A 25531-nucleotide genomic window follows, 5' to 3' on the forward strand; every position below is an offset into this window, starting at 1 on the left:
ACCCACGTATCCAGCTTGGAAGGCTGGTGTTCTACCATTGAACTACACCCGCATATCAGATATGTTATTACAATTCTCACGAACAGATGTTATCATACCACAGAAGAACCTGAAAGTCAACGAAAAAATTGAATAAAAGATTGTAGATTGTAGGAAAAAGGTGCAAAAAAATTGACATAAGGGTACGATGTTCTTACAATAGAGATAACTAAAATTTCAAAGGGGATGGGTTAAAAATGAGTTTAAAAGAAAAGCATGCATTCAGTGAGAAGCAGCTTGTAAATCAGAGGTTTCTGGTATGTTACGGATCCGTGATCGGCATTCTGCTTCTGGCGTATATCGGGGAGTACATCAAGGGTAACAGGACACCTGGTTATCTGGCGGTATTCTGTACCATTATGATGATCCCGTTTCTTGCATGCATGATCCTGTATTTTGTGAAGAATAAGGAAAGTGCAGCGATCAAATACATAGGAATGGGCGGCTTTCTGATCCTGTATGCCTATGTCATGTTTACATCAGACAGTATCATTGCATTTGTTTACATTCTTCCCATGCTGACGGCGATCACACTTTTCCAGAATGGAAAGTTCAGTCTTGGAGCCGGATCACTGGCAGTTGCTATCAATGTATTTTATATTGTGGAAGAAGTGGGAAACGGCAGGGCAGACAGCAGTTCCATCATCAATTATGAAATTGCCCTGGCAGCAGTGCTTCTTGTGGATGTGTTCTGTATCGTATCCTCCAGAAATCTGGAGAGGATCAGCAATTTCAAGATGGCGCAGATTTCTGAGGAAAAAGAGCATACCGGGGAGATCCTGGAGAATATGACTTCCACCACCGGTGAGCTGATCGAAAAGATCACTGCTATTGATGCGCAGTCCAAGGATATGGAGTCCCAGGGTGAAAACAGCAAAAATGCGATCGAAGAGATCGTGACCGGAGCCAATGACCTGGCACAGACGATCCAGAAGCAGCTTGAAATGACAGAAAATATCGGTGTGCAGACGGACAATGCAGTACAGATTTCGGACAGGATCAGTGAGAAATTCCAGACCACACTGAAGATCACGGAAGAAGGCAATCAGGATATCGGACAGCTCCGGGCAGCGTCAGCTCAGACAGAGAGTGCGGGCGGCGAAGTCAGTGCGACCATGAACACATTGCTTGAACAGATCGAGGAAGCCAATAAGATCCTGCAGATGATCGCCGGTATCACGACACAGACCACGCTTCTTGCGCTCAACGCAAGTATAGAGGCTGCACATGCAGGCGAAGCTGGCAAGGGCTTTGCGGTAGTTGCAGATGAGATCAAGAATCTGGCAGCAGGCACAGAGCAGGCAACCCAGCAGATCAGCGACATGCTGGATGAGACCAAGAAAGAAGTAGAACTATTGAAGACCATGGTGTAGTGGAGGACAGCAGAAGAAACAGGCGGTGTCAGAGTCCGGCCACGGATGAAGAGGCATAAGCTGCAGATAAAAAGGAAACCGGTCAGACGGTGATGCTGCCGGTTTCGGAATCATAGGCCAGATAAAGGTGGATACCATCTTCAGTGTAGGTTTCCACAGGAAGCTCGATATCGTAGGTAACCCCTTCTGTGGTTTCCAGTGTAAGCATCCAGGGTGTGTTTTCTGCATTTCGTTTGATCTGGAGTCCTGTCAGGGACTGGGTCGGAGAAAGACTTTCAAGTCCGGAGAGGATATTGATACGGGCTCCTGCACTGTCCTTCTGATAGAGGGAGATCAGATCGAAGGAAAAAGAAGTATTATTGGTCAGAGAAAGAGGAATAGCTGTCAGTTCGGCGGCATCCTCTTCTTTTTTTGTATTTCCAAGCTGTGCAAGATAATCCTGATAGGATGCGATCAGCGTATCCATTGTGGACATCAGCAGGGTGATCTCCTCCTCTGACATGTCTTTCAGGTTATAGGACTGTATGGTATTCAGGTCATCCTGCAGGACGGAAAGAGCATCATCATAGGAGGTATCATCTACTTCCTTATGGACTTCTACTACTTCATTATGGATCTGTACAAGTTCTGTATATTTATCCTGTGCGGCCGCAAGCATCTCAGCGGAGGGAGCACAGCCTGTAAGGAAAGTAACAAGGAATGCCAGAATGAGGAAGAACGGAAGAAAATATTTATAGTAATGTTTCATAATAATTTTGTTAATCTCCTGCGAAAAGCTTTTTAATAACAGTATAAAGAATAAGGAGGAGAATAACAAGAGGAAAAATAAACCTGATGGACAGCCAGATCGTGACTGACTGTCCATGATAATCTGTCAGCACATAGATGGATTGCTGGCAGCATAGTTCCAGAAAGCCTTCTGCTCCATACTGGCATCAGGAAGGTCAGAAAGGGAATAATCCCTGCCAAGCTGTTCCCATTTGGAGCTGCCAAGGGAGTGATAGGGCATGATCTCACAGGATTGGATACAGGAGTAGGATTCCTGTAAATGACGTATAGCAGAAAAATGCTCTTCTGTATCGTTACAGCCGGGAATAATGGGGCAGCGGAGAATGAGAGGATGATGGATCTCATTCATATATGCAAGGTTCTCCAGCATGAGGTGATTATCAACACCTGTCAGCCGCCTGTGGAGTCCGGCACCAGTAGCTTTATAGTCCAACAGGAACAGATCCACATAACGGGTAAGCTCCCGAAATCGTGCCGGTGCAACGATGCCATTGGTTTCCAGACAGATGTGCAGATTTTCTTTCTTTGCTTCGGTAAGAAGCTCAAGCAGAAAATCGTACTGCGTAGTAGGTTCTCCACCAGAGATTGTGATGCCGCCACCGCTCTGTTCAAAATAAGGCCGGTCCTTTACCACTTCTGAAAGGATATCCTGTACACTGCGTTCCATGCCGAAAATCTTCAGGGCATTTGTCAGGCATTCCTGTACGCAGGTGCCACAGGCAGTACACAGAGAACGGTCTATATGATGTCCGTTTTCATCAAAAGAGTGTGCATGAACCGGACATACAGTAGTACAGCGCTCACAGCCAATGCAGTTGGAAGCTGTGTAGGAAAGTTCCGGCTGCTTTTGGAACGATTCCGGATTATGACACCAGAGACAGCGAATGTTGCAGCCCTTCAGAAAAACAGTGGTGCGGATCCCAGGACCATCGTGGAGACAGAATTTCTGTATATCAAAAATAATACCCATATTTCCTCACAATCTAGGAAGCAAACGTAGTACGTCTGATAATTTCTTCCTGTACAATGGGATCCAGTTCTACAAAGCGGGCACTGAAGCCACCGATCCTGACAATCAGGTTCTGATATTTCTCGGGATGCTCCTTGGCTTTGATCAGGTCATCCTTTCCAATTACCATCAGATTCAGCTGACTGCCATTATTCATGAAAAATGCCTGGATAAGCTGTTTCATTTTATCAAACTGGTCTGTAAACAGTTCTTTTGTAAAACGGATGTTATTAATCACGCCGGCATGCAGTGAGTGATCAAATTTGCGCATGGAATTTAAAAGTGCGGTGGCACCACTTCTGTCACAGCCAATAGAAGCCCCGTTGGCATTGGCAAGAGCTTCTCCATTTTTCCTTCCACAGGCAGATGCCATGGTGACATTGCCCCAGACAGCGCTTTCACTATTATTGACACTGACCATCATGTATTTATCAAGGCCGGTCTGATCTGTAAGGGCGAGGCTGGCCTTTGCGATATAGTTAAAGACACGGATTGCCATGCGGTCGGCTTCATCATTGTCGTTTCCGTACTTGGGGCAGGACTGCATAAGCCTGCGCTCCTTTTCATAGCCTTCAAAATTGGCATCCAGTATACTTACAAGCTGTTTTAAACTCATGATCTGCCTGTCATAAACAAGGGTTTTGATTGCAGTAAGACTGTCAGCGGCAGATATCATACCCATGATTTCAGTCATGCCGTGAAAATAGCGGACACCACCTTCTAAAAGAGGTTTACCTTTTTCCAAACAGTCGTGCATCAAAAGACTCAGATGAAGACACCCGGCATTTTCGGCAATGATATCGTAACAGTCTTTTTCTGCAAAGGCTACAAGAGTAAGCTCAGGATCTATCTGTGCAGTAAAGGCATCCCAGAGATCTTCAAAGGTTGCAAAATCCTCTACAGCACCAGTATCGGGACCGGCCTGTACCTGATAATACATATCTCTGCCGTGATGAAGGGCAAGCTCCAGTGCTTTCAACAGATTCAGGGAGCTGTTTGGAGTTCCCACACTCCGCCCCTCCAGAATATATTCACCACAGCCGGCCGGAATATAGCTCATGGCATCGTCCAGATTTACCTGAAAGGCTTTCTGGATAGCGGGAATATTGGTATCGTCACTGTACAGGATCGGAAAGGAGCAGCCTTCGGCATTTACCTGAAGGGCTTTGTCAAAAACAGTCTGGTTCATACCCTCGTAGCATCGTAATGTCAATTGGGGGATAACCTCTTTTGTCCGCCTGGTGGTTTCCATAAGGAGAAGAGCAAGCTGATCTGCATTCTGGGGATTTCTTCGTCCAAGACCGCCAAGGATGATGCGGGCGTCATGGATCTTGCCGATTCGCCTGATCTTTCCATAAAGATCAGTAAGATAGCTGATAGCTGTTTCTTCATCAATAATGCCCTGCTGAAGATCTGCAGCATAGAAATCGCCAAGATAAATATCCATACGGCCATAATTCATCAGGTCAGATATCACAGCATAGATCCAGAAAAGCTGCAGGGCTTCTAAAAAAGTATTTGGTTTCTGATAACGGATGCGGCTGAGGTCAGCGTAAATACGGCGCAGCTCTGTATTATCGGGATCCTTTTCCAAAAGGCTGCAGAGCTGATATTTGTAGAAATCAATGGCATCCTCAACTGTAGTAATCGTGATCAGCAGAGCCTGGATAAAAGGATCTGTCTGATCCTTCAGTGCAGCTTCTTCATAAAGATGGTGAAGTCCAAGCTGAAGAAGCTTGTCCAGATCGGGTATGGTGAGGGCAAGACGACCATCAGGAATGCTGGAAACGCCAAGGCGCCCTTCTTCCCCCAGTCTGTGTACAGCCTTTTGATATGGATCGAGATGACCATGCTTTGATGCAAAACGATCATTCAGCTTGTACAGAGTACGTTCTGTATGCCAGTAAGCAATGGCAGCTTCTATTTCATCAATCCGGGACAGGAATTCCCTATTATCGTCAAGAAGTTTTCTTGCCTGATCCTCTTCAAAAAAGTAAATGTATTTGCCGCCATATTGCGGACTGAAGCCAATAAAGGTGTGGTGAATACTGCCAGCAAGAAGATCTCCCTTCTGGAAATCCTGTAGAATGTGCGGAATCTGAAGCTTCAGTATGCGTGCCTCCCGGAGATACTTGTTCTCATTTGTGCGGTAAATTTCGGTAAAATGTAAAAAATAATCAAAGGTATCTTGGATATGTTTTCTATTCATTGTATAGATCTCCTGTCATATAATTCTGTTATCCTGCAGTTCTGAAAAATAGATTAATGAGACTGATTTCAGTGTATAACAGAAGTAAAAAATTCACCTTTACTCTATGCGCTTTTTATTATGCTGTATTGATAAGTTCTGTTACATATGCCTTGCGGCAAAATCCTTTGGAGTGCAGTGATAAATAGAGTGAAATACATTATAGAAATGACTCAGATTATTAAATCCGCACTGATAACAGATCTCAGTAATGCTGTACTTATTAGAAAGGATCAGCTCACAGGCATATACCATACGCTTACTGTTGATATACTCCGTGGGAGACATCTTATAATACTTCTGAAAGGAGCGGATCACGTGGGCCTGGGAATAGTTGCATAATTCCATGAGCCTTTGGAGCCCCTGGATATAATTGTGACGTTTGCTCATTTCAATATCCAGCTTGTAGAGCCAGTCCGGAATCAGCTGAGTTCTTGTATGGACAAATTCTGTTTCTGCGCCAAGCAGAGGATAATAGAGCTCAGAAGCGAAGGAACGGAATAAGGGGCGGCATTTTTGACTGGGGTACAGGGAAGCGAGCTCTAAAAGCATATCACGCAGATGATCAAACTGTTTTCCTTCTATTTTAAGGTGAATAGGAAGCAGAGGAGAGTCAATGACAGAAGGGGAAATGCCAAGGTATGAAAGAACGGGGGCGATTTCACTTATATAATACCCGATGTTAATGATCTTGAAATCAAAATAGTTAATGGCAGCGTAGCTGTGGACATCATTAGGGCGTATAAAGACAAGACTTCCCTGGGACAGGAGCTGCTGGGAATTATTGATGCTGTGAACAGCTTTGCCATAAGTTACCAGAAAGACCTCATAAAAATCATGATAATGATCTGGAAAAGTATCAGCAACACTTGTCTGGTACAGGGCACGGGGACCAAAATCATATTCTTCTTTTGCAAGTTTCAGAAAGATAGGTAGCATGAATCATTCTCTCCTTCAATAAAAAAGATTACCTATAAAATAAGTGTTCACATAAAAATTATCAATAGGAAATTCAAAAAAAGGGAAGATCAATATACCATAAAACATAGTCAACATGAAAGAGGAAAAAGGGACTGATATGGTGTTTAATAAAGTCAATCCAAATAAAAATGAACCAAAGGGAGGGCATCATAATGAAGAAAAAATGGATTGCAGCGATTATGACTGCAGCAATGGTTATGACAACACTTGCCGGATGCGGAAGCAGTACCGGTACAGCAACAGAAACTGACAGCACTGCAGCAGAAACACAGGAAACAGAGGCAGCAGATGACAGTACGGCAGCAGATGACAGTACGGCAGCAGGAGATGTTACCTTGTCTCTTGCATTCCATTATCCGGAAGATTTCTATGAAGAAAATATTGTTCCTATTGTGGATGAATTCAAGAAGCTTCACCCTGAATTAAAAGAAGTAAAATTTACAACACTGTCAGGTGCAAGTGATGAACAGCAGGTTACCAGACTGACTGGTGGACAATATGAGGATGTAATCCTTGTTCCTTCTGTTCTGCTGGCAAGTGAGCTGCCAAATTATTTTGCACCTCTAGGAGATGCGGCAGAAATGGCATCAAAATACTATTATGGTGACTATATGCAGTATGAAGGCCAGAGCTATGGCATTCCGATCGGTATCGTATACGAAGGACTTCTTTACAATAAAACAGTTTTGGATACATACTGTGATGGTGTGGTTCCCAAAACTCTCGATGAGCTGTATGCAGATCTCGAAAAGTGTAAAGAAAATGGTATTACGGGTATTTACACAAATGCAGGTTCTGTATGGACCATGCGTTACTGGGACAATCTGGCAATCACCATGTCTGGTGATGATGATTATGCAAATAAGATTCTGACAGATCAGACTCCGTGGGCTGAAGGAAGTGCTTTAAGAGAAGCTGATGATATTCTGGCTGATTTTGCAAAGAAGGGATATGTAGAAGCTGATGTTGTAACAGCAGATCAGTGGGATTCTTCACTGACATCCATTGGCGGAGAGAAAACTGCATTTATATTTACAGGTACATGGGCATTATCCCAGGCACAGGAGCATGCAGAAGAACTTGGTCTTTCCGCTGATTCTATTGGGTTTATTCCTTTCCCTTACAAGAATGATGTAAGTGCGGACAATAAGCTCAGAATGAGAATTGCGCAGGATCTGTTTATGGGTGTTAATAAGAATTCTGAAAACCTTGAGCTTGCAAAGGAATTTTGTGCATTCTTCTGTGAGAATATGGCCTTGGCACTTGGTATGAATGAAATCATGATTGACGGTGGTGAAAACCAGCCTGATCTTGCGTTCCTGCAGGATCTTGATTATGTAGAGACTTATACTTCTCCTGCAAAGGATCCTAAGATTCAGGAAATGGCAGGAACTGCTGAGATAGATGTTTACTCTTTCGATGGATATCTTCTTGATTATGTTATGCTGCCGGTTATGAATGGTGGAGAGCCTGAATATGATAAGCTGAATGAGCTCTGGGGAAAGAATTTCCAGTAAGCAGCTTCAGCACATGATAGCCTGATGGGAGGGCGGTATACGCTCTCCCATTCATTATACTATATGATATCAATATAGTATAAAAAAGACAAAAAAATAGTGAGAAAGTCGGAACAGGATGGAGGTACAGCAATTGGCAAAACAAGAAAAAGGGAAACTGGGATCCAAAAGAAAATGGCAGAAAAGAAAGATATTGATTCTGTTCTTAACAATTCCGATGCTCTTTCTTCTGTATTTTACAGTATATCCTATCATTACCATGTTTTATTACAGCTTTACGGACTGGAAGGGTTCTGTGTCACCGTATGATTTCGTGGGCGTTTATAATTACAAAAATATTTTTACAACAGAATCCTACAGAAATGTATTTGTGACGGCAGGTTATTATCTTCTGGCAGGGCTTCTGCAGCAGGTGCTCTCACTGTTTCTCGCAGTGATCATGAACAAGAAGCTGCGTGGGAGCGGCTTTTTTAAAGGAATCATTTTCTTCCCGTTCATTATGAATGGTGTAGCGGTAGCTATGGCATTCCGTATGTTCTATCAGATCGGTGGTGGATTGGATACGCTGATGAATGTGGCAGGTTTTGGTGACTATATTAAGGTATGGATTTCAGATCCTAAAACCTGCAATTTTGCACTGGCATTTATTTTCCTGTGGAAAAATGTGGGCTACAGCTTTCTGATCTATCTTGGAACTATGCAGTCTATTTCCTCGGAATATTATGATGCAGCAGCAATTGACGGAGCCGGGACATGGGCAATGTTCAAAGCCATTACTTATCCGAATATCAAAATGATTGTCGGACTGATGGCGACTTTCTCCATTGTGAATTCTATTTCTGTATTTGACATTCCTTATGTTCTCACGAATGGAAAGAATGGAACGAACTCCTTTTCCACAACACTGATTGAAACAGCATTCAGCTATAACAAATATGGACAGGCCTGTGCCATGGCAATCTGTATGCTGGTGATAGCAGCTGTTGTTATGGTGTTTAAGAATATTGTTTTCAAGGAGGAGAATGAGAATACATATGAGTGATAAAGTAAAAAAATACAGTATAGCTATCCTGAAATACATCATATTGATCTTTGTGGCATTTGTTGTCATTTATCCTCTGATCGGTGTTTTTCTGGCTTCCTTTAAAACGAAAATTGAATATCTCTCCACGGGCAGCATGGAGCTTCCAGAAAACTTTAAGAATTTCAGCAATTATGCAACTGTAATGATAAAGGGTAATGTGCTCAGAGGATTTATAAATACCATTTTTATTATTGTATTTGCCTGCATTATATCTACTGTATTGTGTACAATGGTTGCCTTCTGCCTGTCCCGTTTCCAGTTTAAGGGAAAGGGATTTATTGACAGATTTTATATGATGGCTTCCTTCGTGCCAGGCATTATCGTACATCTGATCATTTTCAAGGATTTTGCCAGAGTAGGTCTTGTCAATAATCTGTTCAGTGTTGTTATCCTATATTCCGGAGTAGATATTGTAAGCCTGTATCTTTACAGACAGTATCTGAATCAGATTTCCATTTCTGTAGATGAGTCTGCATTAATGGAAGGCTGTTCCTACTTCAGGATTTACTGGAATATTTTGCTCCCGATGTTAAAGCCTGCGATCGTAACTGCCTGCATTATTAAAATTACATATATTTATAATGATTTTTATACAGCATTTCTGTATCTGCCGGCAACAGAAAAAGGTGTCATGTCAACAGTGCTGTACCGCTTTATTGGTCCTTACTCGTCAGAATGGAGTGTGATCGCAGCAGGAATTATCGTGGTGAGTATACCTGTATTTGTAGGATTTATATTTGCACAGAAATGGATCTACAAGGGATTTTCAGATGGCGCAGTGAAAGGGTAAACAGGCTGGGCGATGAAAAAGTAAAAACAGATATTTAAAAGGAGAGAACTGCTGGAAGCAGAACTGCAGGATATAGAAAAATGAACAGAAATAGTAGCGAAAACAGATCATGGATGGATACCGGTAAAAGTGCAGGAGAACGTGCTGACCTGCTGCTTGCGGAAATGACACTGAAAGAAAAAGCAGGACAGCTGAATCAGAAGCTTTATGGATTCCGGATCTATGACAGAAAGGGTGATACTGTTACCCTGAAGGATGAATTTTATAAAGAGGTGGAGAACTGCGGAGGACTTGGAGCCCTGTACGGGCTGTACCGTTCGGATCCCTGGTCGGAGAGAGATTATGAAAACGGTCTTTGCGGAGAAATGGCCATAAAATTGTATAATGAGATCCAAAAGTACGTAATGGAGCATTCTAGACTTCATATTCCGGTCATGATGAGCTCGGAATGTCCTCACGGGCATCAGGCGCTGGACGGATATCTTCTTCCGGTTAATCTGGCTGCTGGTGCAACGTTTCATCCGGAACTTTTGCGGAAAGCATATCGTGTCTGTGGCAGTCAGCTGAAAGGTATGGGTGCCCACCTGGCGCTGTGCTCCATGTTGGATATGCTCCGGGATCCCAGATGGGGAAGATCTGAGGAATGCTATGGTGAGGATCCTTTCTTAAGCAGCAATCTGGCGGCAGCAGCGATCACGGGACTCCATGAAGGCGGTGTACAGGTGGTAGCCAAGCATTTTGCTGCACAGGGAGAATCAACTGGTGGCGTAAATGCCAGTGCAGCAAGAATTGGAGAGCATGAACTCAGAGAAATCCATCTGCCGGCCATGCAGGGTGCAGTAAAAGCCGGTGTAAGGGGTGTCATGGCTGCCTATAATGAGATCGATGGTATCTACTGTCATGCAAACAGGAAGCTGCTGACAGAGCTGCTGCGGAATGAATTCGGATTCGATGGCATTGTTATGGCAGATGCACTGGCAATCGATCAGCTTGATAAAATGACAGGTGATGGAACCGTTTCAGCAGGACTTGCACTCCGGGCAGGTGTAGATGTCGGGCTTCTGGACGAAGCCTACAGCCATCTGGAAGAGGCTGTAGGAAAAGGACTGATCACAGAGGATGAGATCAATCAGGCGGTACGCCGTGTCCTGAAGCTGAAATTTGAAGCGGGTATCTTTGAACATCCATTCGTTGAGGAAAATATGCTGCCGGAGTTTTCTTATGAGGAGTATCCGGAATCATTGAATCTTGCCAGAGAGTCTGTGATTCTGTTGAAAAACAGGGAAAACAGCCTGCCTCTTGAAAATGCCGGAAGTATTTTGGTCACTGGCCCAAATGCAGATGATATTTACAGCCAGCTTGGTGATTATACACCGCCTGTCAGGGAAAACTCGGTAACTACTGTTTATCAGGGAATTCATAAACAGTATCCGGAAGCAGAGATCCTTTTCGCAAAGGGAAGTGACCTGACAGAAACTACAGAGGAAATGCTTCTGGAAGCAGAAGAAAAAGCGGAAAAATGTGATGTGAGCGTTGTGGTTCTTGGTTCTTCATCCAGCCGCTTTACAGAGGCTGACTTTGATGCAAACGGTGCAGCCAGACTTTCTGATCACTTATATATGGACTGCGGGGAAGGCATGGACCGGTCAGAGCTGAATATCCCGGAAGCCCAAATGAGGCTGTTCCGCGCAGTACGGGCAAAGAGCAAAAAGGTGATCACTGTTGTTATAGCCGGACGTCCCATGATAATCAATGAAGTGGAAAAGGAGTCGGATGCTCTTCTTTTATCCTTCTATCCAGGACCCTGCGGCGGACAGGCCATTGCGGAGATCCTCCGTGGTATTGTAAATCCGTCCGGAAGACTTCCGGTATCCCTTCCGAGAGCAAACGGACAGCTGCCGGTTTATTATAATTACAAGAGCTCCTATCAGGCAATGCATTATCTGGATGAGAAGCAGAGTCCGTTGTTTTCCTTTGGATATGGGCTTGATTATACAGAATATACCTATACAGGTGTAAAGCTGGAGAAAAAGGAAATAACAGAAGAACAGCTTCAGAAAACAGGAGTGGAACTGCAGTTTAAGGTAAAAAATGCAGGGGACAGGGAAGGCTTTTGCGTTCCTCAGCTGTATATCACAGATCTGCAGGCTTCTGTAGTACGCCGTGTCCGTGAACTGAAGGGATTTACCAAGATCCGCCTGAAACCGGGAGAAGAAAAAGAGGCAGGAATACGGATTGCCTTTGATGAGCTTGCATTGTATAATTGTGATATGAATAAGGTAGTAGAACCCGGAATGTTCCGTATTGTCCTAATGGATCAGGACAGGGAACTGTGGCAGGGAGAACTTAAGGTAACAGAATAAACAGAAGAATTACCAAAGGATGGAATACGTATGAGTAAGATTATTGGAAAATCACTGCCAAATATTCCGTGGCAGGACAAGCCGGAAGGATATACCATGCCGGTATGGCGCTACAGCGAAAATCCGATCATCGGAAGAAACGGAAATAAGGTTTCCAACAGTGTTTTTAACAGTGCGGTAGTTCCGTTTGAGGATGGCTTTGCAGGGGTATTCCGCTGTGACAGCAGATCTATCAGTATGGATATTTTTGCAGGAAGAAGCAGGGATGGCATTCACTGGGAGATTGAGGATGAGCCGATCCATTTCGAGGGAGCGGATGAGGAGATCCTTCACAGGGAATACCGTTATGATCCGAGGGTCTGCTTTCTGGAGGACAGATATTATATTACATGGTGTAACGGCTATCATGGACCGACGATCGGCGTAGCCTATACCTATGATTTCAAGAAATTTGTACAGCTGGAGAATGCATTCCTTCCCTATAACAGGAATGGTGTGTTGTTCCCGGAGAAAATCGATGGCATGTATGCACTGCTCTCAAGACCCAGTGATACAGGACATACTCCTTTTGGTGATATTTTCGTCAGCTTCAGTAAGGACATGGAATTCTGGGGACATCACAGACATATCATGGGGCCTATCCCCGGAGATGAGTCTGCATGGCAATGCACTAAGGTAGGACCTGGGCCTATCCCGATCAAGACTGATGAAGGCTGGCTTCTGATCTATCATGGAGTTATCACGACCTGCAATGGCTTTGTTTATCGTATGGGTGTGGCACTTCTGGATCTGGAGAAGCCATGGAAGGTACTGGCGAGATCCAAAGAATATATTCTGGCGCCTCACGAATATTATGAGTGTGTTGGTGATGTGCCGAACGTAACCTTCCCCTGTGCGGCACTGACGGATGCAGATACGGGAAGGATTGCGATATATTACGGATGTGCGGATACTGTGACTGGTATGGCATTTACGACTGTGGATGAGCTTCTGGCAGCAGCAAGAAGATAACAGGGAAGCAGAACAGAATGAGGGCTACAGAAAGGAGCCGGGTGTGGAAAAAGCATATCAGCGTGAGTTCACCGGAGAAAAAAGCGGAAGCTTATATGTGAATTGCTGCGGACTGTCAAGGACAGAGCCGCTTCACAGCTTTGGTCCGGCCTTAAAGCCCCATTATCTGATCCATTATATTGTCAGCGGACGGGGGAGGCTTCAGCTTGGCGGCAAGGAATACCCGCTGGAGCAGGGCTACGGCTTTCTGATTCCACCGGAGGAGCTTGCTTTTTACCAGGCGGATGAAGCTGATCCCTGGACGTACGTGTGGGTGGGATTCTATGGCTCCCTGGCACAGGATGTGCTGAATTCCATGGGACTGTCCCTGACAAGCCCGGTATTTAAGACAGATAAAGGGAAAGAGATTTATCAGTCTGTGAAGGATATGCTGGAGCACAATACCTTTGGAGTATCCAATGAGCTCCGGAGAAATGGACAGCTTCAGCTATTCCTTTCCCTGATTGCAGAGAGTGCACCGGTTGAAGAAAGGGGAGAGGATGACAAGGCAGATACCTATGTGAAACGGGCTGTTGCTTTTATTGTCGGGAATTACTGCAATCCCATCAAGATCACGGATGTTGCCGATTACGTCTGTATTAACAGGAGCTATCTCTATACATTATTTAAGAAAGCCATGGGAATGTCACCCCAGCAGTTCCTTTCGGTATTCCGCCTGACCAAGGCGGCGGAGCTTCTGCAGGTAACGGTACTTCCGGTAGAAAGTATCGCCCTTTCCTGCGGCTATACGGATCCGCTGGTATTTTCCAAGGCATTCCGGCAGTTAAAGCAGATGTCACCCTCAGCATACCGTAAGGAGATGCAGAAGGGGGAAACCAGGAAGAATCAGGAATATCTGAAGCAGATTGAGGATTTTATCAATCAGGTCAATAAAATAAACGGTTAACATTTTGACAGGTTTGTATAACAAACCTGTCTGTTTTTTTTGTTGGTATTAATTTACCATAAGGGTACAAAGGTGAATGGAGGGTTGGCAATGAAAGAAACAGTTTTAAAGGAATTTGGAAAAGTATTTGGGGATACAGATGGCGTGAAGGTGTTTTTTGCACCGGGACGTGTAAATCTGATTGGAGAACATACAGACTATAACGGAGGTCATGTTTTTCCCTGTGCACTGACGATCGGGACCTATGCCGCCGCCAGGGTGAGAAATGACAGAAGACTCCGTTTCTATTCTATGAATTTTGAACAGCTTGGTGTGATCGAGTCTTCCCTTGACGGTCTGAAGCCGGAGAAGGAGGCAGACTGGACCAACTATCCGAAGGGTGTTATGTGGGCATTCGGGGAGAGAGGCTTTGAGATCCCGCAGGGGATGGACATTCTGTTAAATGGTAATATTCCCAATGGATCCGGACTTTCTTCCTCTGCATCCGTAGAGGTGCTGACAGGAGCGATCCTGCGTGATTTCTTCGGTTTCCAGGTAAGCAATCAGGATCTGGCACTGATCGGCCGGTTCTCTGAGAATAAATTCAACGGTGTCAACTGCGGCATCATGGATCAGTTTGCTATCGCCATGGGTAAGAAGGAGCATGCGATCTTCCTTGATACAGCTGATCTTTCCTATGCCTATGTGCCGGTGAAATTACAGAATGCGAAGATCGTGATCGCCTGCAGCAACAAGAAGAGAGGACTTGGGGATTCCAAGTACAATGAAAGAAGAAGCGAGTGCGAAACAGCACTGGCAGAGCTGCAGAAGGTAGTAGATATCAAGAGCCTTGGCGAGCTGAGTGAAGAGCAGTTTGAAGAATATAAGTCTGCGATCAAGGACGAAACAAGGGTCAGAAGGGCAAAGCATGCAGTTTATGAGAACCAGAGAACGCTGAAGGCAGTAAAGGCACTGGAGGCCAATGATATCGCACAGTTTGGACAGCTTATGAATGCTTCTCATGTTTCTCTTCGTGATGACTATGAGGTAACCGGTATCGAGCTTGATGCGCTGGTTGAGGCAGCATGGAAGGTGCCAGGTGTGATCGGATCCCGTATGACGGGTGCAGGCTTTGGCGGCTGTACTGTAAGTATCGTAGAGGATGACGCGATCGATACCTTTAAGAAACAGGTCGGTGATGCCTACCTTGCAAAGATCGGCTATGCAGCAGACTTTTATGTAGTAGAGATCGGAGACGGTCCGGTAATTTTATAAGGCAGGGGAGATAAGAAATGGAACAGAAAAAGATTTTTGACAATATCAGGAAGCTGACAGCATATGGGATCCTGACCGGACTTGTGCCGGAGGAGGACAAAATCTATACAATCAACAGACTGTTAGAGCTTTTTCAGCTGCAGGAGATCGATGACAGTGAGGAAGAGGTATGCGTTTCTGTAGAAGATCTGGAGGGGATCCTTGCCGAAATGCTGGATTATGCATATGAAGCAGGATTGATGGAAGAAAACAGTGTGGTTTACCGGGATCTGTTTGATACGAAGATCATGGGTATGCTGGTCGCAAGACCGAGTGAAGTGATCCGCACCTTCCGCGCACTCTATGCAGAGAACCCGAAGAAGGCTACTGAATATTATTACAAATTCAGCTGTGATACGGACTATATCCGCAGATACCGTATCAGGAAAGATAAAAAGTGGATCGCCTCTACAGAATATGGAGATCTGGATATTACGATCAACCTCTCCAAGCCGGAGAAGGATCCAAGGGCTATTGCAGCAGCCAGGAATGCGAAGCAGTCAAGCTATCCGAAGTGTCAGCTCTGCCGCGAAAATGAAGGCTATGCAGGCAGACTGAACCATCCGGCCAGACAGAACCACAGGATCATCCCGATCACTATTCAGGGAAGTGAGTGGGGATTCCAGTATTCTCCTTATGTATATTACAATGAGCACTGCATCGTATTTAACGGACAGCATGTGCCGATGAAGATCGATCACAATACCTTCTGCAAGCTGTTTGATTTTGTGAAGCAGTTCCCGCATTATATCCTTGGCTCCAACGCGGATCTGCCGATCGTGGGAGGCTCTATTTTAAGCCATGACCATTTCCAGGGCGGTCATTATGAGTTTGCCATGGCAAGAGCTGGTGTGGAGAGAAGCTTTACCGTTCCCGGCTTTGAGGATGTGGCAGCAGGCGTTGTGAAGTGGCCCATGTCCGTGATCCGCCTTTCCGGAGAGGATACAGAGAGGATCATTGCACTGGCAGATAAGATCCTGGATGCCTGGAGAGGCTACAGCGATGAGGCAGCCTTTATCTTTGCAGAGACAGACGGAGAGAAGCACAATACGATCACACCCATTGCCAGAAAGAGAGATGACAGATATGAGCTGGATCTGGTACTCCGCAATAACATTACCACAGAGGAGCATCCTCTTGGTGTGTATCATCCCCATGCAAAGCTGCATCACATCAAGAAGGAAAATATCGGTCTGATCGAGGTGATGGGAGTTGCCGTACTTCCGGCAAGGCTGAAGGGTGAGATGGAAGCCTTAAAGGAAGCTGTGCTGACAGGAAAGGATATCCGTAAGGATGAGGTTCTTGCAAAACATGCAGACTGGGTAGAGGAATTTTCTGCAAAGTATGATAAGATAGATGAGGAAAATATCGATACTGTCATAGAAAAGGAAATCGGTCTGGTGTTCATGCAGGTTCTTGAGGATGCAGGCGTTTATAAGAGGACTGCAGAGGGACAGGAGGCATTCGACCGGTTTATCAAGAGTCTGTAATATGAAATTTTTACTGGTTGGAATTAATTCCAAATATATCCATTCCAACCCTGCCATTCATTATCTGAAGCTGTATGCAGGGAAAGAATATCAAAATACCGTTGAACTGGCGGAGTATACGATCAATCATCTGAAGGAGCAGATCCTTTCCGATATTTACAGGAGAAGGCCGGATGCGGTCGGCATCTCCTGCTATATCTGGAATTTCAGGATGGTGCAGGAGCTTTTACCGGAGATCCACAAGGTACTGCCCGGCCGGGATATCTGGCTTGGAGGACCGGAGGTTTCTTTTGAGGGAGATGAAGTGCTTGCGCAGTTTCCTTATGTGACAGGGATCATGACAGGAGAAGGAGAGGAAACCTTCCGTGAGCTGCTCTCCTGCTACAGGGATGAGAAGGATTATCATGGAGTAAAGGGATTACTTCTGCCAGACGGATTTACAGGAAGCAGAAGGGAGCTGTCGATGGATGAGCTTCCTTTTTTGTATACCGATCTGCAGGAATATGAGAACAGGATCCTGTATTATGAAACCTCAAGAGGCTGTCCGTTCCAGTGTACCTACTGTCTTTCTTCCATAGAAAGAAAGGTGCGCCTCAGGAGTCATGAAAAAGTGGAGCAGGAGCTTTCTTATTTTCTTGCAAAGAAGGTACCGCAGGTAAAGTTTGTGGACAGAACCTTTAACTGTAACCGGGAGCATGCCCTTTTCATCTGGAATTATATCAGGGAACATGACAATGGTGTCACAAATTTCCACTTTGAGGTGGCTGCAGATATCATGAATGAAGAGCAGCTTGCAGCACTTGCTGCGATGCGGCCAGGGCTTGTGCAGCTTGAGATCGGTATTCAGACGACTAATGATAAGACACTTCATGAGATCAACAGGTATGCGGATACGAGACATATCGCCGGAGTGGTCGCAAGGCTCCGGGAGCCTGGCAATATCCATATCCATCTGGATCTGATCGCCGGACTGCCCTATGAAGATTATGAAAGCTTTGGGCGCTCTTTTGATGAGGTCTATGCCATGAAGCCGGAGCAGCTTCAGCTTGGATTCCTGAAGGTGCTGAAGGGCTCGCCCATGTATCACATGACGGAGCAGTACGGGATCGTCTATCAGAGTACACCGCCTTATGAGGTGCTTTATACGAAGTGGCTCAGCTTTGACGAGATCCTGCGGCTCAAACGGATCGAGGAAATGGTAGAGCTTTATTACAATTCCAATCAGTTCCGGAAAACACTGCTGGTGCTGGAACAGGCTTTTTCCGGGCCTTTTCAGATGTATTCCAGGCTCGCAGATTACTACGAGGAAAAGGGCTATTTTATTAATACACCGGCAAGGAGCTACCGCTATCAGGTGCTTCTTGATTTTGCCATGGAAAGGGAGCCGGAAAAAGCAGACCTTTATACAGAGCTTCTGACCTGCGACTATTATCTTCGGGAAAATGCCAAGAGCAGGCCATCCTTTGCGGCTGATCAGACCTGTTATTACAGGGAAATGGCGGATTTCTATGAAAAGGAAGAGAAGGAGCCGGAGATCCTTACGGGATATGAGGGCTATCATGCTAAACAGGTGATGAAAATGACCCATATGGAAGCTTTCTTTTATCCGGTGTGGGAGAACTGTCCGGAGAAGATCTGCGAAAGGTGGGAGAAGCCGGGCTTCCTGCTGTTTGATTATGAGAAACGAAATCCGCTCACCGGAGATGCCAGAACGGTGCTGATCTGAAGGAACCCGGCATATACTGATAAGGAATCAGCCTATCAGGAGCCTTTATATGGCATTTGTGCTTACCAATCTGTCGAATATGATCATCCCGGCGCTGGTCTTTTATATTATTGCTTACGGACTTGCCAGTCACTGTAAGATATATGAGGATTTTGTAAAAGGGGCGAAGGAAGGGCTGAAAACCGTGGTGGGGATCATGCCGACACTGGTGGCACTGATGATCGCAGTGGGAGTACTCCGATCTTCCGGCTTTCTTGATTTCCTGGAGGAGCTGTTCCTGCCGGTCTCAGAATATCTGCACTTTCCGGCACAGCTCCTGCCGCTTTCCTTTATCAGGATGTTTTCTTCTTCGGCCGCTACCGGGCTGGTGCTGGATATTTTCAAGAATTACGGGACAGATTCCTATATCGGGCTTGTCACTTCGATCATGATGAGCTGTACGGAAACGATTTTTTATACAATGAGCGTTTATTTCCTGGCGGCGAAGGTCACGAAGACCAGATATACGCTGCCGGGAGCACTGCTTGCCACGCTTTCCGGGATCATAGCGAGCGTGGTGATCGCAGGGGTGATCAGTGGATGAAAAATGGAGAGAATACGAATGAGCCAAAAAAGAGTATCTTTGAAATAAGTAATATTGGAGACCTGATCAAAGAGTAAAGAGATATGAGACAGAAAATAAAGTAATAAAATATACATATGTGACAACGCAGATAGAAACAGCAGGTATGTTTCTGACGCCGGTAGAAACATATTGTCAGGAGCAGCTTGAGGATCAGATCAGTCCAAAGCTCTTGATGAGATACAGAAACAGTGTCAGGGTCACGGAGCTGAAAAAGGTTGTGGTGACCACTACACTGGAGGTCAGGACTCCCTCATGTCCCATATTTTTGGACATGATGTAGCAGCTTACGGTAGTGGGGGAGCCGAGCATCACGAGGATACCCACAAGCTTCTCACTGGTGAAGCCCATATAGGCGGCGATCGGAAGAAAGATGATCGGCCAGAGTAATAATTTCATAGCAGAACAGATCAGCGTTGGCTTAATTTCAGCCAGCGCTTTTTTGCCCTCAAAGCCGGCACCAAGGCCGATCAGGGCAAGCGGTGTTGCCAGAACAGCGATATTATTTACCGTCTTTTCTGCAATCACGGGCATAGAGATGGGAAGCAGGGAAAAGATCATGCCGGCGGCGATGCTGAGGATAATGGGGTTTGTCAGGATGCCCTTCAGTGACTTCTTCAGGGCGGCAGGGGATAAGCCGCCATTTCCTTCTGCAGTCAGGGAAAGAATGATAACGGCAGCTACATTATAAAGAGGCACCGTGCCGATGATCATGAGGGGAGCCATTTTGGCATCTCCGTAAATATTCTGGATAAAGGCGATTCCAAGGACAGCGGCACTGCTCCGGTAGGAAGCCTGTACAAATTCTCCAACCAAGTCCTTTCTATGGGACAGGCAAGCTGTTATAATCCAGGTAAAGGCAATACAGAATAAGGTGGCGAAGAAGCAGAACAGGACATAACGGGTATCCCAGACCTCAGAGAAATCCGAGGAAGCGATATCGCGGAAGAGCAGGAAGGGAAGCGTCACCTTGAAGTTGAAGGAGTTTAAGGTCTTTACGAAGGAGGCATCCAGAAAGTGGATCTGCTGCAGGATGTAGCCAAAGACCATAAGCAGAAAAATAGGGATAGTTGCATTCAGGCTGAATATCAGATTTTCCATAAGTACTCCTTTATATTGCTTCTTTGCGCAGCTGTATTGTCGAAGCTGAAACGATTGTAAGGCGGTTTGGCTGTTTTGTCAATTGGAGGAAAGGATGTGGACAACATGGCGACAATAAATGGAATGCTGTGGATAGCGGGTGCCGGAGCCGGGATCATATTATTGATCGTGCTTCTGGTATTTTTTGTGAAAAGAAAGAAAAAGTCCCCGGATGTCTTTGAGGACATGGAGGGACATGAATTTGAATATTTCTGCGCAGACCTTCTGGCTGACAGGGGCTTTACCGAGGTTGAGGTGACGAAGGGGAGCGGAGATTATGGCATTGATATTCTGGCACAGAAGGATGGGGTGACCTATGCGATCCAGTGCAAGCGTTATACGGCACCGGTAGGGGTCAAGGCCATCCAGGAGGCCTATGCGGGAAGAGATTATTATGACCGGATGGTAGGAGCGGTCATGACCAATCAGTACTTCACGACACCGGCGGTAGAGGCGGCGAAGAAGCTGAAGATTCTGCTCTGGGACGGTGGCTATATCGAAGGTATGCTGGAGGAAAACTGAGTCCGGCGGCCTGCGCCGTACAGCTGCAGCCATATGCTGCGTGGTGACTTTCCACAAAAGTCAGGAGACCGCATACAGGGGCAGCGCCTCCCTCAGTGACTGGAAATCTGCAGGCCCCATTTCCAGCAGGAACTGGTGGAACCGGTACAGGGAAAAGTCCTTTTCCCACAGCACCATGGCTTCTTCCTTCAGCTTCAGGATTTCCAGATAGCCCACATAGTACTTGGGATAGCTGCAGGGCTCCTCTGTCAGATAAGCATAAACGGAATCTACAGAAGAAGGATCAGTGATGCCGATGGTCTTAAGGATCCCGGCAACCTGCTCTTTCGAAGCTCCATCATAATGGATGGCGATATCAAGAAGCGAGTAGAGCCCGAGGTGGAGATTACGGTTTAACCGGCAGGCCTCGTAGTAAGCGGCAGCATGGGGATTGTGCACAGCCATTTCCCTGGCATAGTCATAAGAGAGATTTTCCGCATAGTAGGCCCAGCCCTCGGTGTAGCCGCCGTAGTGGAGAAGATACCGGAGAGCCGGTGTTTCCATTTTTCCAAGATACTGTCTGCTGTAAATAGTCTGGTAGAGATGCCCGGGATAGCCTTCATGGGCCAGGGTGGTGTAAAGGGACAGGTTATCATGGAAATTGCTTCTGTTCAGACAGATCGTCTGAGTGCTCCAGTCATCAATCGGGGAGATCAGGTAGTAGGCAGGGCTGGTGTATTCCTCCATGGAGGAAGGAACCGTTTTCAGTACGACAGATACAGGAGAGAGTGGATCGGAAGCACAGGGGACAGGAAAATCCTTCTGGATCCGTTCATGGAGCTGCTTTAGGGCACCGGAGGCGGAGGACAGGGAAAGATCCAGGGAAGCAGTCAGCTCACTGTCACCGATCTCAGGATATTTTGTAAGGAGTGAAATCAGGGCATTATAATTATTCTCATAGTCTTCGTAGAGAAGAAGCTTGGTTTCGGATATGGGACGGTTACTGCCTGTAGTGGCAGAAAGAAGATACTCATAGTAAGCTTTTCCGTCAGGAAGGCTGGACAGTCCGGCTGGTGTGTGGCCATATTTCCGGAAGGAAGTAAAGGTGTCAGCCATTCTCACGTAGGTGGGGGCAAGGACGGACTGGAGCAGGCTGTCATTTCTGGCACAGAACACTTTCCCGTCTTCTTCACTTATACTGCCATCTTTTACGAGAAGGGAAACCTTTTCTTCAAATGTCTTCTGAAGAAAATGAGAGCCATCGAGGGCATCTTCCGGAAGAATGGTACTGCACTGCTTTATGACCTTATCTGCGGCTGCATGTGACATGAACAGACCGGCTTCTGCTTTCTCCTTTTCATAGAGAAGGAGACCGTCAAGGTAATCACCGGACTGTTCCAGCAGGGAAAGATAATCCTCCACATCCTTTCTGCTGCGGAAGGCATAGTCGGCAAGAAGGGAAGGAAAGCTGTTCTGGATCCCGCTTCCAGGGGAAAAGGGCTCCGGATAATAAGGGAAGGCGGTGGCTTTCAGCTGGGACTGCAGATAGCGTTCTGTTAGCAGACAGGTATAGGCATCCTCGGAAGAGAGGTGGTCCGTTGAGATCCTGGAAAGCACGGACAGTGCATTTTTCAGGGAGGCAGTCTCCTTTTCCCGGTCTTCTTCTGCACCGGAGTAAACAGGAAGAACGGGATCTTCATTCAAACCATAGGTGGAAGGATCAGCGATCAGGTAATGAAGAGTAAGAGTGTTGCCGGACAGCTCCGTATGAAACAGCTTTGATGAATACAGACGGAAAAGAAGGGAATCACTGCGGAAAACCAAAAAGCTGCCGGCAAGGAGTACGAGCAGGAGGAGCATAACGGGAACAAGATATTTTTTTGGACGGAAGAAATGATATTTCAAGGAAAACTCCCTAAAGAGGACTTCTATCCATTATATGCGGTGCGGTAAGGGAAAATGCTGTAAAAATGCCCTGTTAATGGGAAAATCAGAGCAACAATTAACGTAGACGGAAGTATGGCAATATGATAGAATAAAAAAGGTTAAAAAAATGTTTTTTCGGGTAAACGGAGGTAAGCATGAATAATCTGGAGCTAAAGAAAATGGCCAATGAAGTGCGTAAGGGCATCGTAACGGCTGTCCACAGCGCAAAGGCAGGTCATCCTGGTGGATCCCTGTCTGCAGCAGATATTTTTACGTATCTGTATTTTGAAGAAATGAATATTGATCCTGCTGATCCGGGGAAAGCAGACAGAGACCGGTTTGTACTGTCCAAGGGACATACAGCCCCCGGACTTTACTCTGCACTGGCGCACAGAGGATATTTCCCGGTTGAGGATCTCAAGACCCTGAGAAAGCTGGGTTCCTATCTGCAGGGACATCCCTGTATGCAGCATATTCCCGGTGTGGATATGTCAAGCGGATCTCTTGGGCAGGGTATTTCCGCAGCAACAGGAATGGCACTTGGTGCCAAGCTGGATCAGAGTGATGTCAGAGTATATACACTCCTTGGAGATGGTGAGATCCAGGAGGGACAGGTATGGGAGGCATCCATGTTTGCCGGATTCCGTAAGCTGGACAACCTGGTAGTGATCGTAGATAATAACGGACTGCAGATCGACGGAGCAGTAGATCAGGTATGTTCTCCTTATCCGATCGATGAAAAGTTCAAGGCTTTCAACTTCCATGTGATCAATGTGGATGCCCACGATTTTGATGCCCTTCGCGCGGCCTTCAAGGAAGCAAGAGAGACCAAGGGTATGCCAACAGCAATCATTGCCCACAGCATCAAGGGCAAGGGTGTTTCCTTCATGGAAGGACAGGCAGGCTGGCATGGCAAGGCGCCTAACGATGAAGAGTATGCTATCGCAATGGCAGATCTTGAGAAGATCAGCGAAGAGCTGAAGAAGGAGGAAGCATAATGGCAGAGGTAAAGAAGATCGCGACCAGAGAAAGCTACGGCAATGCGCTGGTAGAGCTGGGAGCAGAATATCCGGAACTTGTTGTGCTTGACGCAGATCTTGCAGCAGCGACCAAGACAGGCGTATTTAAGAAAGCGTATCCGGACAGGCATATTGATTGTGGTATTGCAGAATGTAATATGATGGGAATTGCAGCGGGACTGGCTACCATGGGTAAGATTCCCTTCGCCAGCAGCTTTGCTATGTTTGCGGCAGGCAGAGCCTTTGAGCAGGTAAGAAATTCTATCGGCTATCCTCATCTGAATGTAAAGATCGGTGCAACCCATGCAGGGATCACTGTAGGAGAGGATGGTGCGACTCATCAGTGTAATGAGGATATCGCCCTGATGAGAACCATTCCCGGAATGGTAGTTATGTGCCCGGCAGATGATATTGAAGCCAAGGCAGCAGTAAGGGCAGCTGTTGAGCATGAAGGTCCTGTTTATCTCCGCTTTGGACGTGCAGCATGTCCGGTGATCAATGACAGGCCTGATTACAAATTCGAGATCGGCAAGGGAACCGTAGTCAGAGAAGGAAGTGACCTGACCATCGTTGCCACTGGTATCTGTGTAGGTAATGCACTGGAAGCAGCAGAGATGCTGGCAGCTGATGGCATCAGCGCAGAGGTCATCAATATCTGCACGATCAAGCCTCTTGACGAGGAACTGATCATCAGGTCTGCAAAGAAGACCGGCAAGGTTGTGACTGCGGAAGAGCATTCTGTGATCGGCGGACTTGGCAGCGCTGTCTGTGATGCACTCTGCAAGAGCTATCCGGTACCGGTAATGAAGATTGGTATGCAGGATTGCTTTGGTGAGTCAGGATCTGCTTCTGCACTGCTTGAGAAGTACAAGCTGGATGGCAAGGGCATTTATGGGCAGATCAGTGATTTTCTGAAATAAAGGGATAAAGAATCTGGAGATAGAATAATTATGTACATTTTGGCACCATCCCTGCTTGCAGCGGATTTTACAATACTGGGAGAACAGATCAGGGAGATACAGAAAGCAGGTGTGAATTATCTGCATATTGATGTTATGGACGGTATGTTTGTACCTAGTATTTCCTTTGGTATGCCGCTGATTGCTTCGATCAGAAGTGCAACCACCCAGTTTTTTGATGTACATCTGATGATTACAGATCCTATTCGTTATATTAAAGACTTTGCGGAATGTGGTGCGGACGGCATCACATTCCATTTAGAGGCGGCAGACCATGTGGATGAGGTCATTGACAGGATCCATTCCCTGGGACTAAAGGCGGGACTTTCCATAAAACCCTCCACGCCACTGGAAGAGGTGTATCCTTATCTGCCAAAGCTGGATACTGTCCTCATTATGAGTGTAGAGCCGGGATTTGGCGGACAGGCCTTTATGGATGAGGCCTATGGGCGTATTGCAGAGCTTCGTAAATATATTAACAGCCACTGCCTTCCGGTGAAAATAGAGGTAGATGGCGGTATCGGCAAGAAAAATGTACGGGAAGTTCTGAGGGCAGGAGCTGATATCTGTGTAGCAGGATCAGCAGTATTCAAGAAGAGAAGCATCAGTGAGAATATCGCACACTTCATGGAGGCATTCCATGAATGTGAAGAAGAGGCCGGAAAGCCGGTTACTGAATAAGGCCTGTTAGAAGGTCTGGAACCG

The 25531-nt window shown here is 46.1% G+C and carries 21 protein-coding genes; 15 read left to right on the forward strand and 6 right to left on the reverse strand.

Annotated features, from left to right (window positions below; genetic code table 11):
• Positions 1-236 precede the first annotated feature (236 nt).
• Entirely contained in the window at positions 237-1412 is a 1176-nt protein-coding gene (locus WJQ40_RS00365) for a methyl-accepting chemotaxis protein (RefSeq protein ID WP_337537526.1), read from the forward strand.
• An 82-nt stretch (positions 1413-1494) separates the two neighbouring features.
• Here WJQ40_RS00365 and WJQ40_RS00370 read toward each other — a convergent pair whose 3' ends face one another.
• From WJQ40_RS00370 to WJQ40_RS00385, 4 genes are all read right to left on the reverse strand, one after another.
• On the reverse strand, positions 1495-2160 hold the full coding sequence (locus WJQ40_RS00370; protein WP_337537527.1) for a hypothetical protein: 666 nt from the start codon (positions 2158-2160) through the stop codon (positions 1495-1497).
• 126 nt (positions 2161-2286) lie between these two features.
• Entirely contained in the window at positions 2287-3171 is an 885-nt protein-coding gene (locus WJQ40_RS00375; RefSeq protein WP_262572677.1) for a glycyl-radical enzyme activating protein, read from the reverse strand.
• Positions 3172-3184: 13 nt separating this feature from the next.
• On the reverse strand, positions 3185-5419 hold the full coding sequence (locus tag WJQ40_RS00380) for a pyruvate formate lyase family protein (protein ID WP_337537528.1): 2235 nt from the start codon (positions 5417-5419) through the stop codon (positions 3185-3187).
• 141 nt (positions 5420-5560) lie between these two features.
• Entirely contained in the window at positions 5561-6397 is an 837-nt protein-coding gene (locus WJQ40_RS00385) for an AraC family transcriptional regulator (RefSeq protein WP_262572673.1), read from the reverse strand.
• A 194-nt stretch (positions 6398-6591) separates the two neighbouring features.
• Here WJQ40_RS00385 and WJQ40_RS00390 point away from each other — a divergent pair, with 194 nt between their 5' ends.
• The 10 genes from WJQ40_RS00390 to WJQ40_RS00435 all read left to right on the forward strand — a co-directional run bounded on the left by WJQ40_RS00390 (position 6592) and on the right by WJQ40_RS00435 (position 19242).
• Positions 6592-7956 carry an extracellular solute-binding protein gene (locus WJQ40_RS00390; RefSeq protein WP_337537529.1) on the forward strand — a complete coding sequence of 455 codons (1365 nt, stop codon included), beginning with the start codon at positions 6592-6594 and terminating at the stop codon, positions 7954-7956.
• Positions 7957-8089: 133 nt separating this feature from the next.
• Complete coding sequence (locus WJQ40_RS00395) at positions 8090-8998, forward strand: sugar ABC transporter permease (protein ID WP_337537530.1); 909 nt, start codon at positions 8090-8092, stop codon at positions 8996-8998.
• Positions 8991-9830 carry a carbohydrate ABC transporter permease gene (locus WJQ40_RS00400; RefSeq protein ID WP_337537531.1) on the forward strand — a complete coding sequence of 280 codons (840 nt, stop codon included), beginning with the start codon at positions 8991-8993 and terminating at the stop codon, positions 9828-9830. The genes WJQ40_RS00395 and WJQ40_RS00400 overlap by 8 nt, the downstream gene beginning before the upstream one ends.
• Before the next feature lie 80 nt (positions 9831-9910).
• Positions 9911-12193 carry a glycoside hydrolase family 3 N-terminal domain-containing protein gene (locus WJQ40_RS00405; protein WP_337537532.1) on the forward strand — a complete coding sequence of 761 codons (2283 nt, stop codon included), beginning with the start codon at positions 9911-9913 and terminating at the stop codon, positions 12191-12193.
• 30 nt (positions 12194-12223) lie between these two features.
• Positions 12224-13204 carry a glycoside hydrolase family 130 protein gene (locus tag WJQ40_RS00410; protein ID WP_337404854.1) on the forward strand — a complete coding sequence of 327 codons (981 nt, stop codon included), beginning with the start codon at positions 12224-12226 and terminating at the stop codon, positions 13202-13204.
• Between the two features lie 43 nt (positions 13205-13247).
• A complete protein-coding gene (locus WJQ40_RS00415; RefSeq protein WP_337537533.1) occupies positions 13248-14150 on the forward strand; it encodes an AraC family transcriptional regulator in 903 nt (300 codons plus the stop codon).
• A gap of 90 nt (positions 14151-14240) precedes the next feature.
• On the forward strand, positions 14241-15404 hold the full coding sequence (locus WJQ40_RS00420) for a galactokinase (RefSeq protein ID WP_337537534.1): 1164 nt from the start codon (positions 14241-14243) through the stop codon (positions 15402-15404).
• 17 nt (positions 15405-15421) lie between these two features.
• The gene (gene galT / locus WJQ40_RS00425; RefSeq protein ID WP_337404849.1) at positions 15422-16933 is read left to right on the forward strand and encodes a UDP-glucose--hexose-1-phosphate uridylyltransferase; all 1512 of its coding nucleotides are present in this window, start codon (positions 15422-15424) and stop codon (positions 16931-16933) included.
• A 1-nt stretch (position 16934) separates the two neighbouring features.
• Complete coding sequence (locus WJQ40_RS00430) at positions 16935-18659, forward strand: B12-binding domain-containing radical SAM protein (protein ID WP_337537535.1); 1725 nt, start codon at positions 16935-16937, stop codon at positions 18657-18659.
• Between the two features lie 49 nt (positions 18660-18708).
• Complete coding sequence (locus tag WJQ40_RS00435; RefSeq protein WP_337537536.1) at positions 18709-19242, forward strand: nucleoside recognition domain-containing protein; 534 nt, start codon at positions 18709-18711, stop codon at positions 19240-19242.
• Between the two features lie 192 nt (positions 19243-19434).
• Here WJQ40_RS00435 and WJQ40_RS00440 read toward each other — a convergent pair whose 3' ends face one another.
• The gene (locus WJQ40_RS00440; RefSeq protein WP_337537537.1) at positions 19435-20382 is read right to left on the reverse strand and encodes an AEC family transporter; all 948 of its coding nucleotides are present in this window, start codon (positions 20380-20382) and stop codon (positions 19435-19437) included.
• A 105-nt stretch (positions 20383-20487) separates the two neighbouring features.
• Between WJQ40_RS00440 and WJQ40_RS00445 the strand changes: the two genes are divergently transcribed.
• On the forward strand, positions 20488-20943 hold the full coding sequence (locus tag WJQ40_RS00445; protein ID WP_337404842.1) for a restriction endonuclease: 456 nt from the start codon (positions 20488-20490) through the stop codon (positions 20941-20943).
• A 60-nt stretch (positions 20944-21003) separates the two neighbouring features.
• Here WJQ40_RS00445 and WJQ40_RS00450 read toward each other — a convergent pair whose 3' ends face one another.
• Positions 21004-22827, reverse strand: coding sequence for a DUF885 domain-containing protein (locus WJQ40_RS00450; RefSeq protein WP_337537538.1), 1824 nt, complete (start codon positions 22825-22827; stop codon positions 21004-21006).
• A 176-nt stretch (positions 22828-23003) separates the two neighbouring features.
• On the opposite strand from WJQ40_RS00450, the gene WJQ40_RS00455 reads away from it, so the two are divergent.
• Genes WJQ40_RS00455 through rpe form a run of 3 tightly spaced genes read left to right on the forward strand, consistent with a single transcriptional unit; the run spans position 23004 to position 25507 of the window.
• The gene (locus WJQ40_RS00455; protein WP_118797198.1) at positions 23004-23846 is read left to right on the forward strand and encodes a transketolase; all 843 of its coding nucleotides are present in this window, start codon (positions 23004-23006) and stop codon (positions 23844-23846) included.
• Positions 23846-24787 (forward strand): transketolase family protein, encoded by a 942-nt coding sequence (locus WJQ40_RS00460; RefSeq protein ID WP_118797199.1) that lies wholly within the window; start codon positions 23846-23848, stop codon positions 24785-24787. Before WJQ40_RS00455 ends, WJQ40_RS00460 begins: the two co-directional genes overlap by 1 nt.
• 27 nt (positions 24788-24814) lie before the next feature.
• Entirely contained in the window at positions 24815-25507 is a 693-nt protein-coding gene (gene rpe, locus WJQ40_RS00465; protein ID WP_262572763.1) for a ribulose-phosphate 3-epimerase, read from the forward strand.
• The last annotated feature ends 24 nt before the right edge of the window (positions 25508-25531 follow it).

The organism is Suilimivivens sp., from assembly GCF_037359455.1.
In the GTDB taxonomy this organism is placed as follows: Bacteria; Bacillota; Clostridia; order Lachnospirales; family Lachnospiraceae; genus Suilimivivens; species Suilimivivens aceti.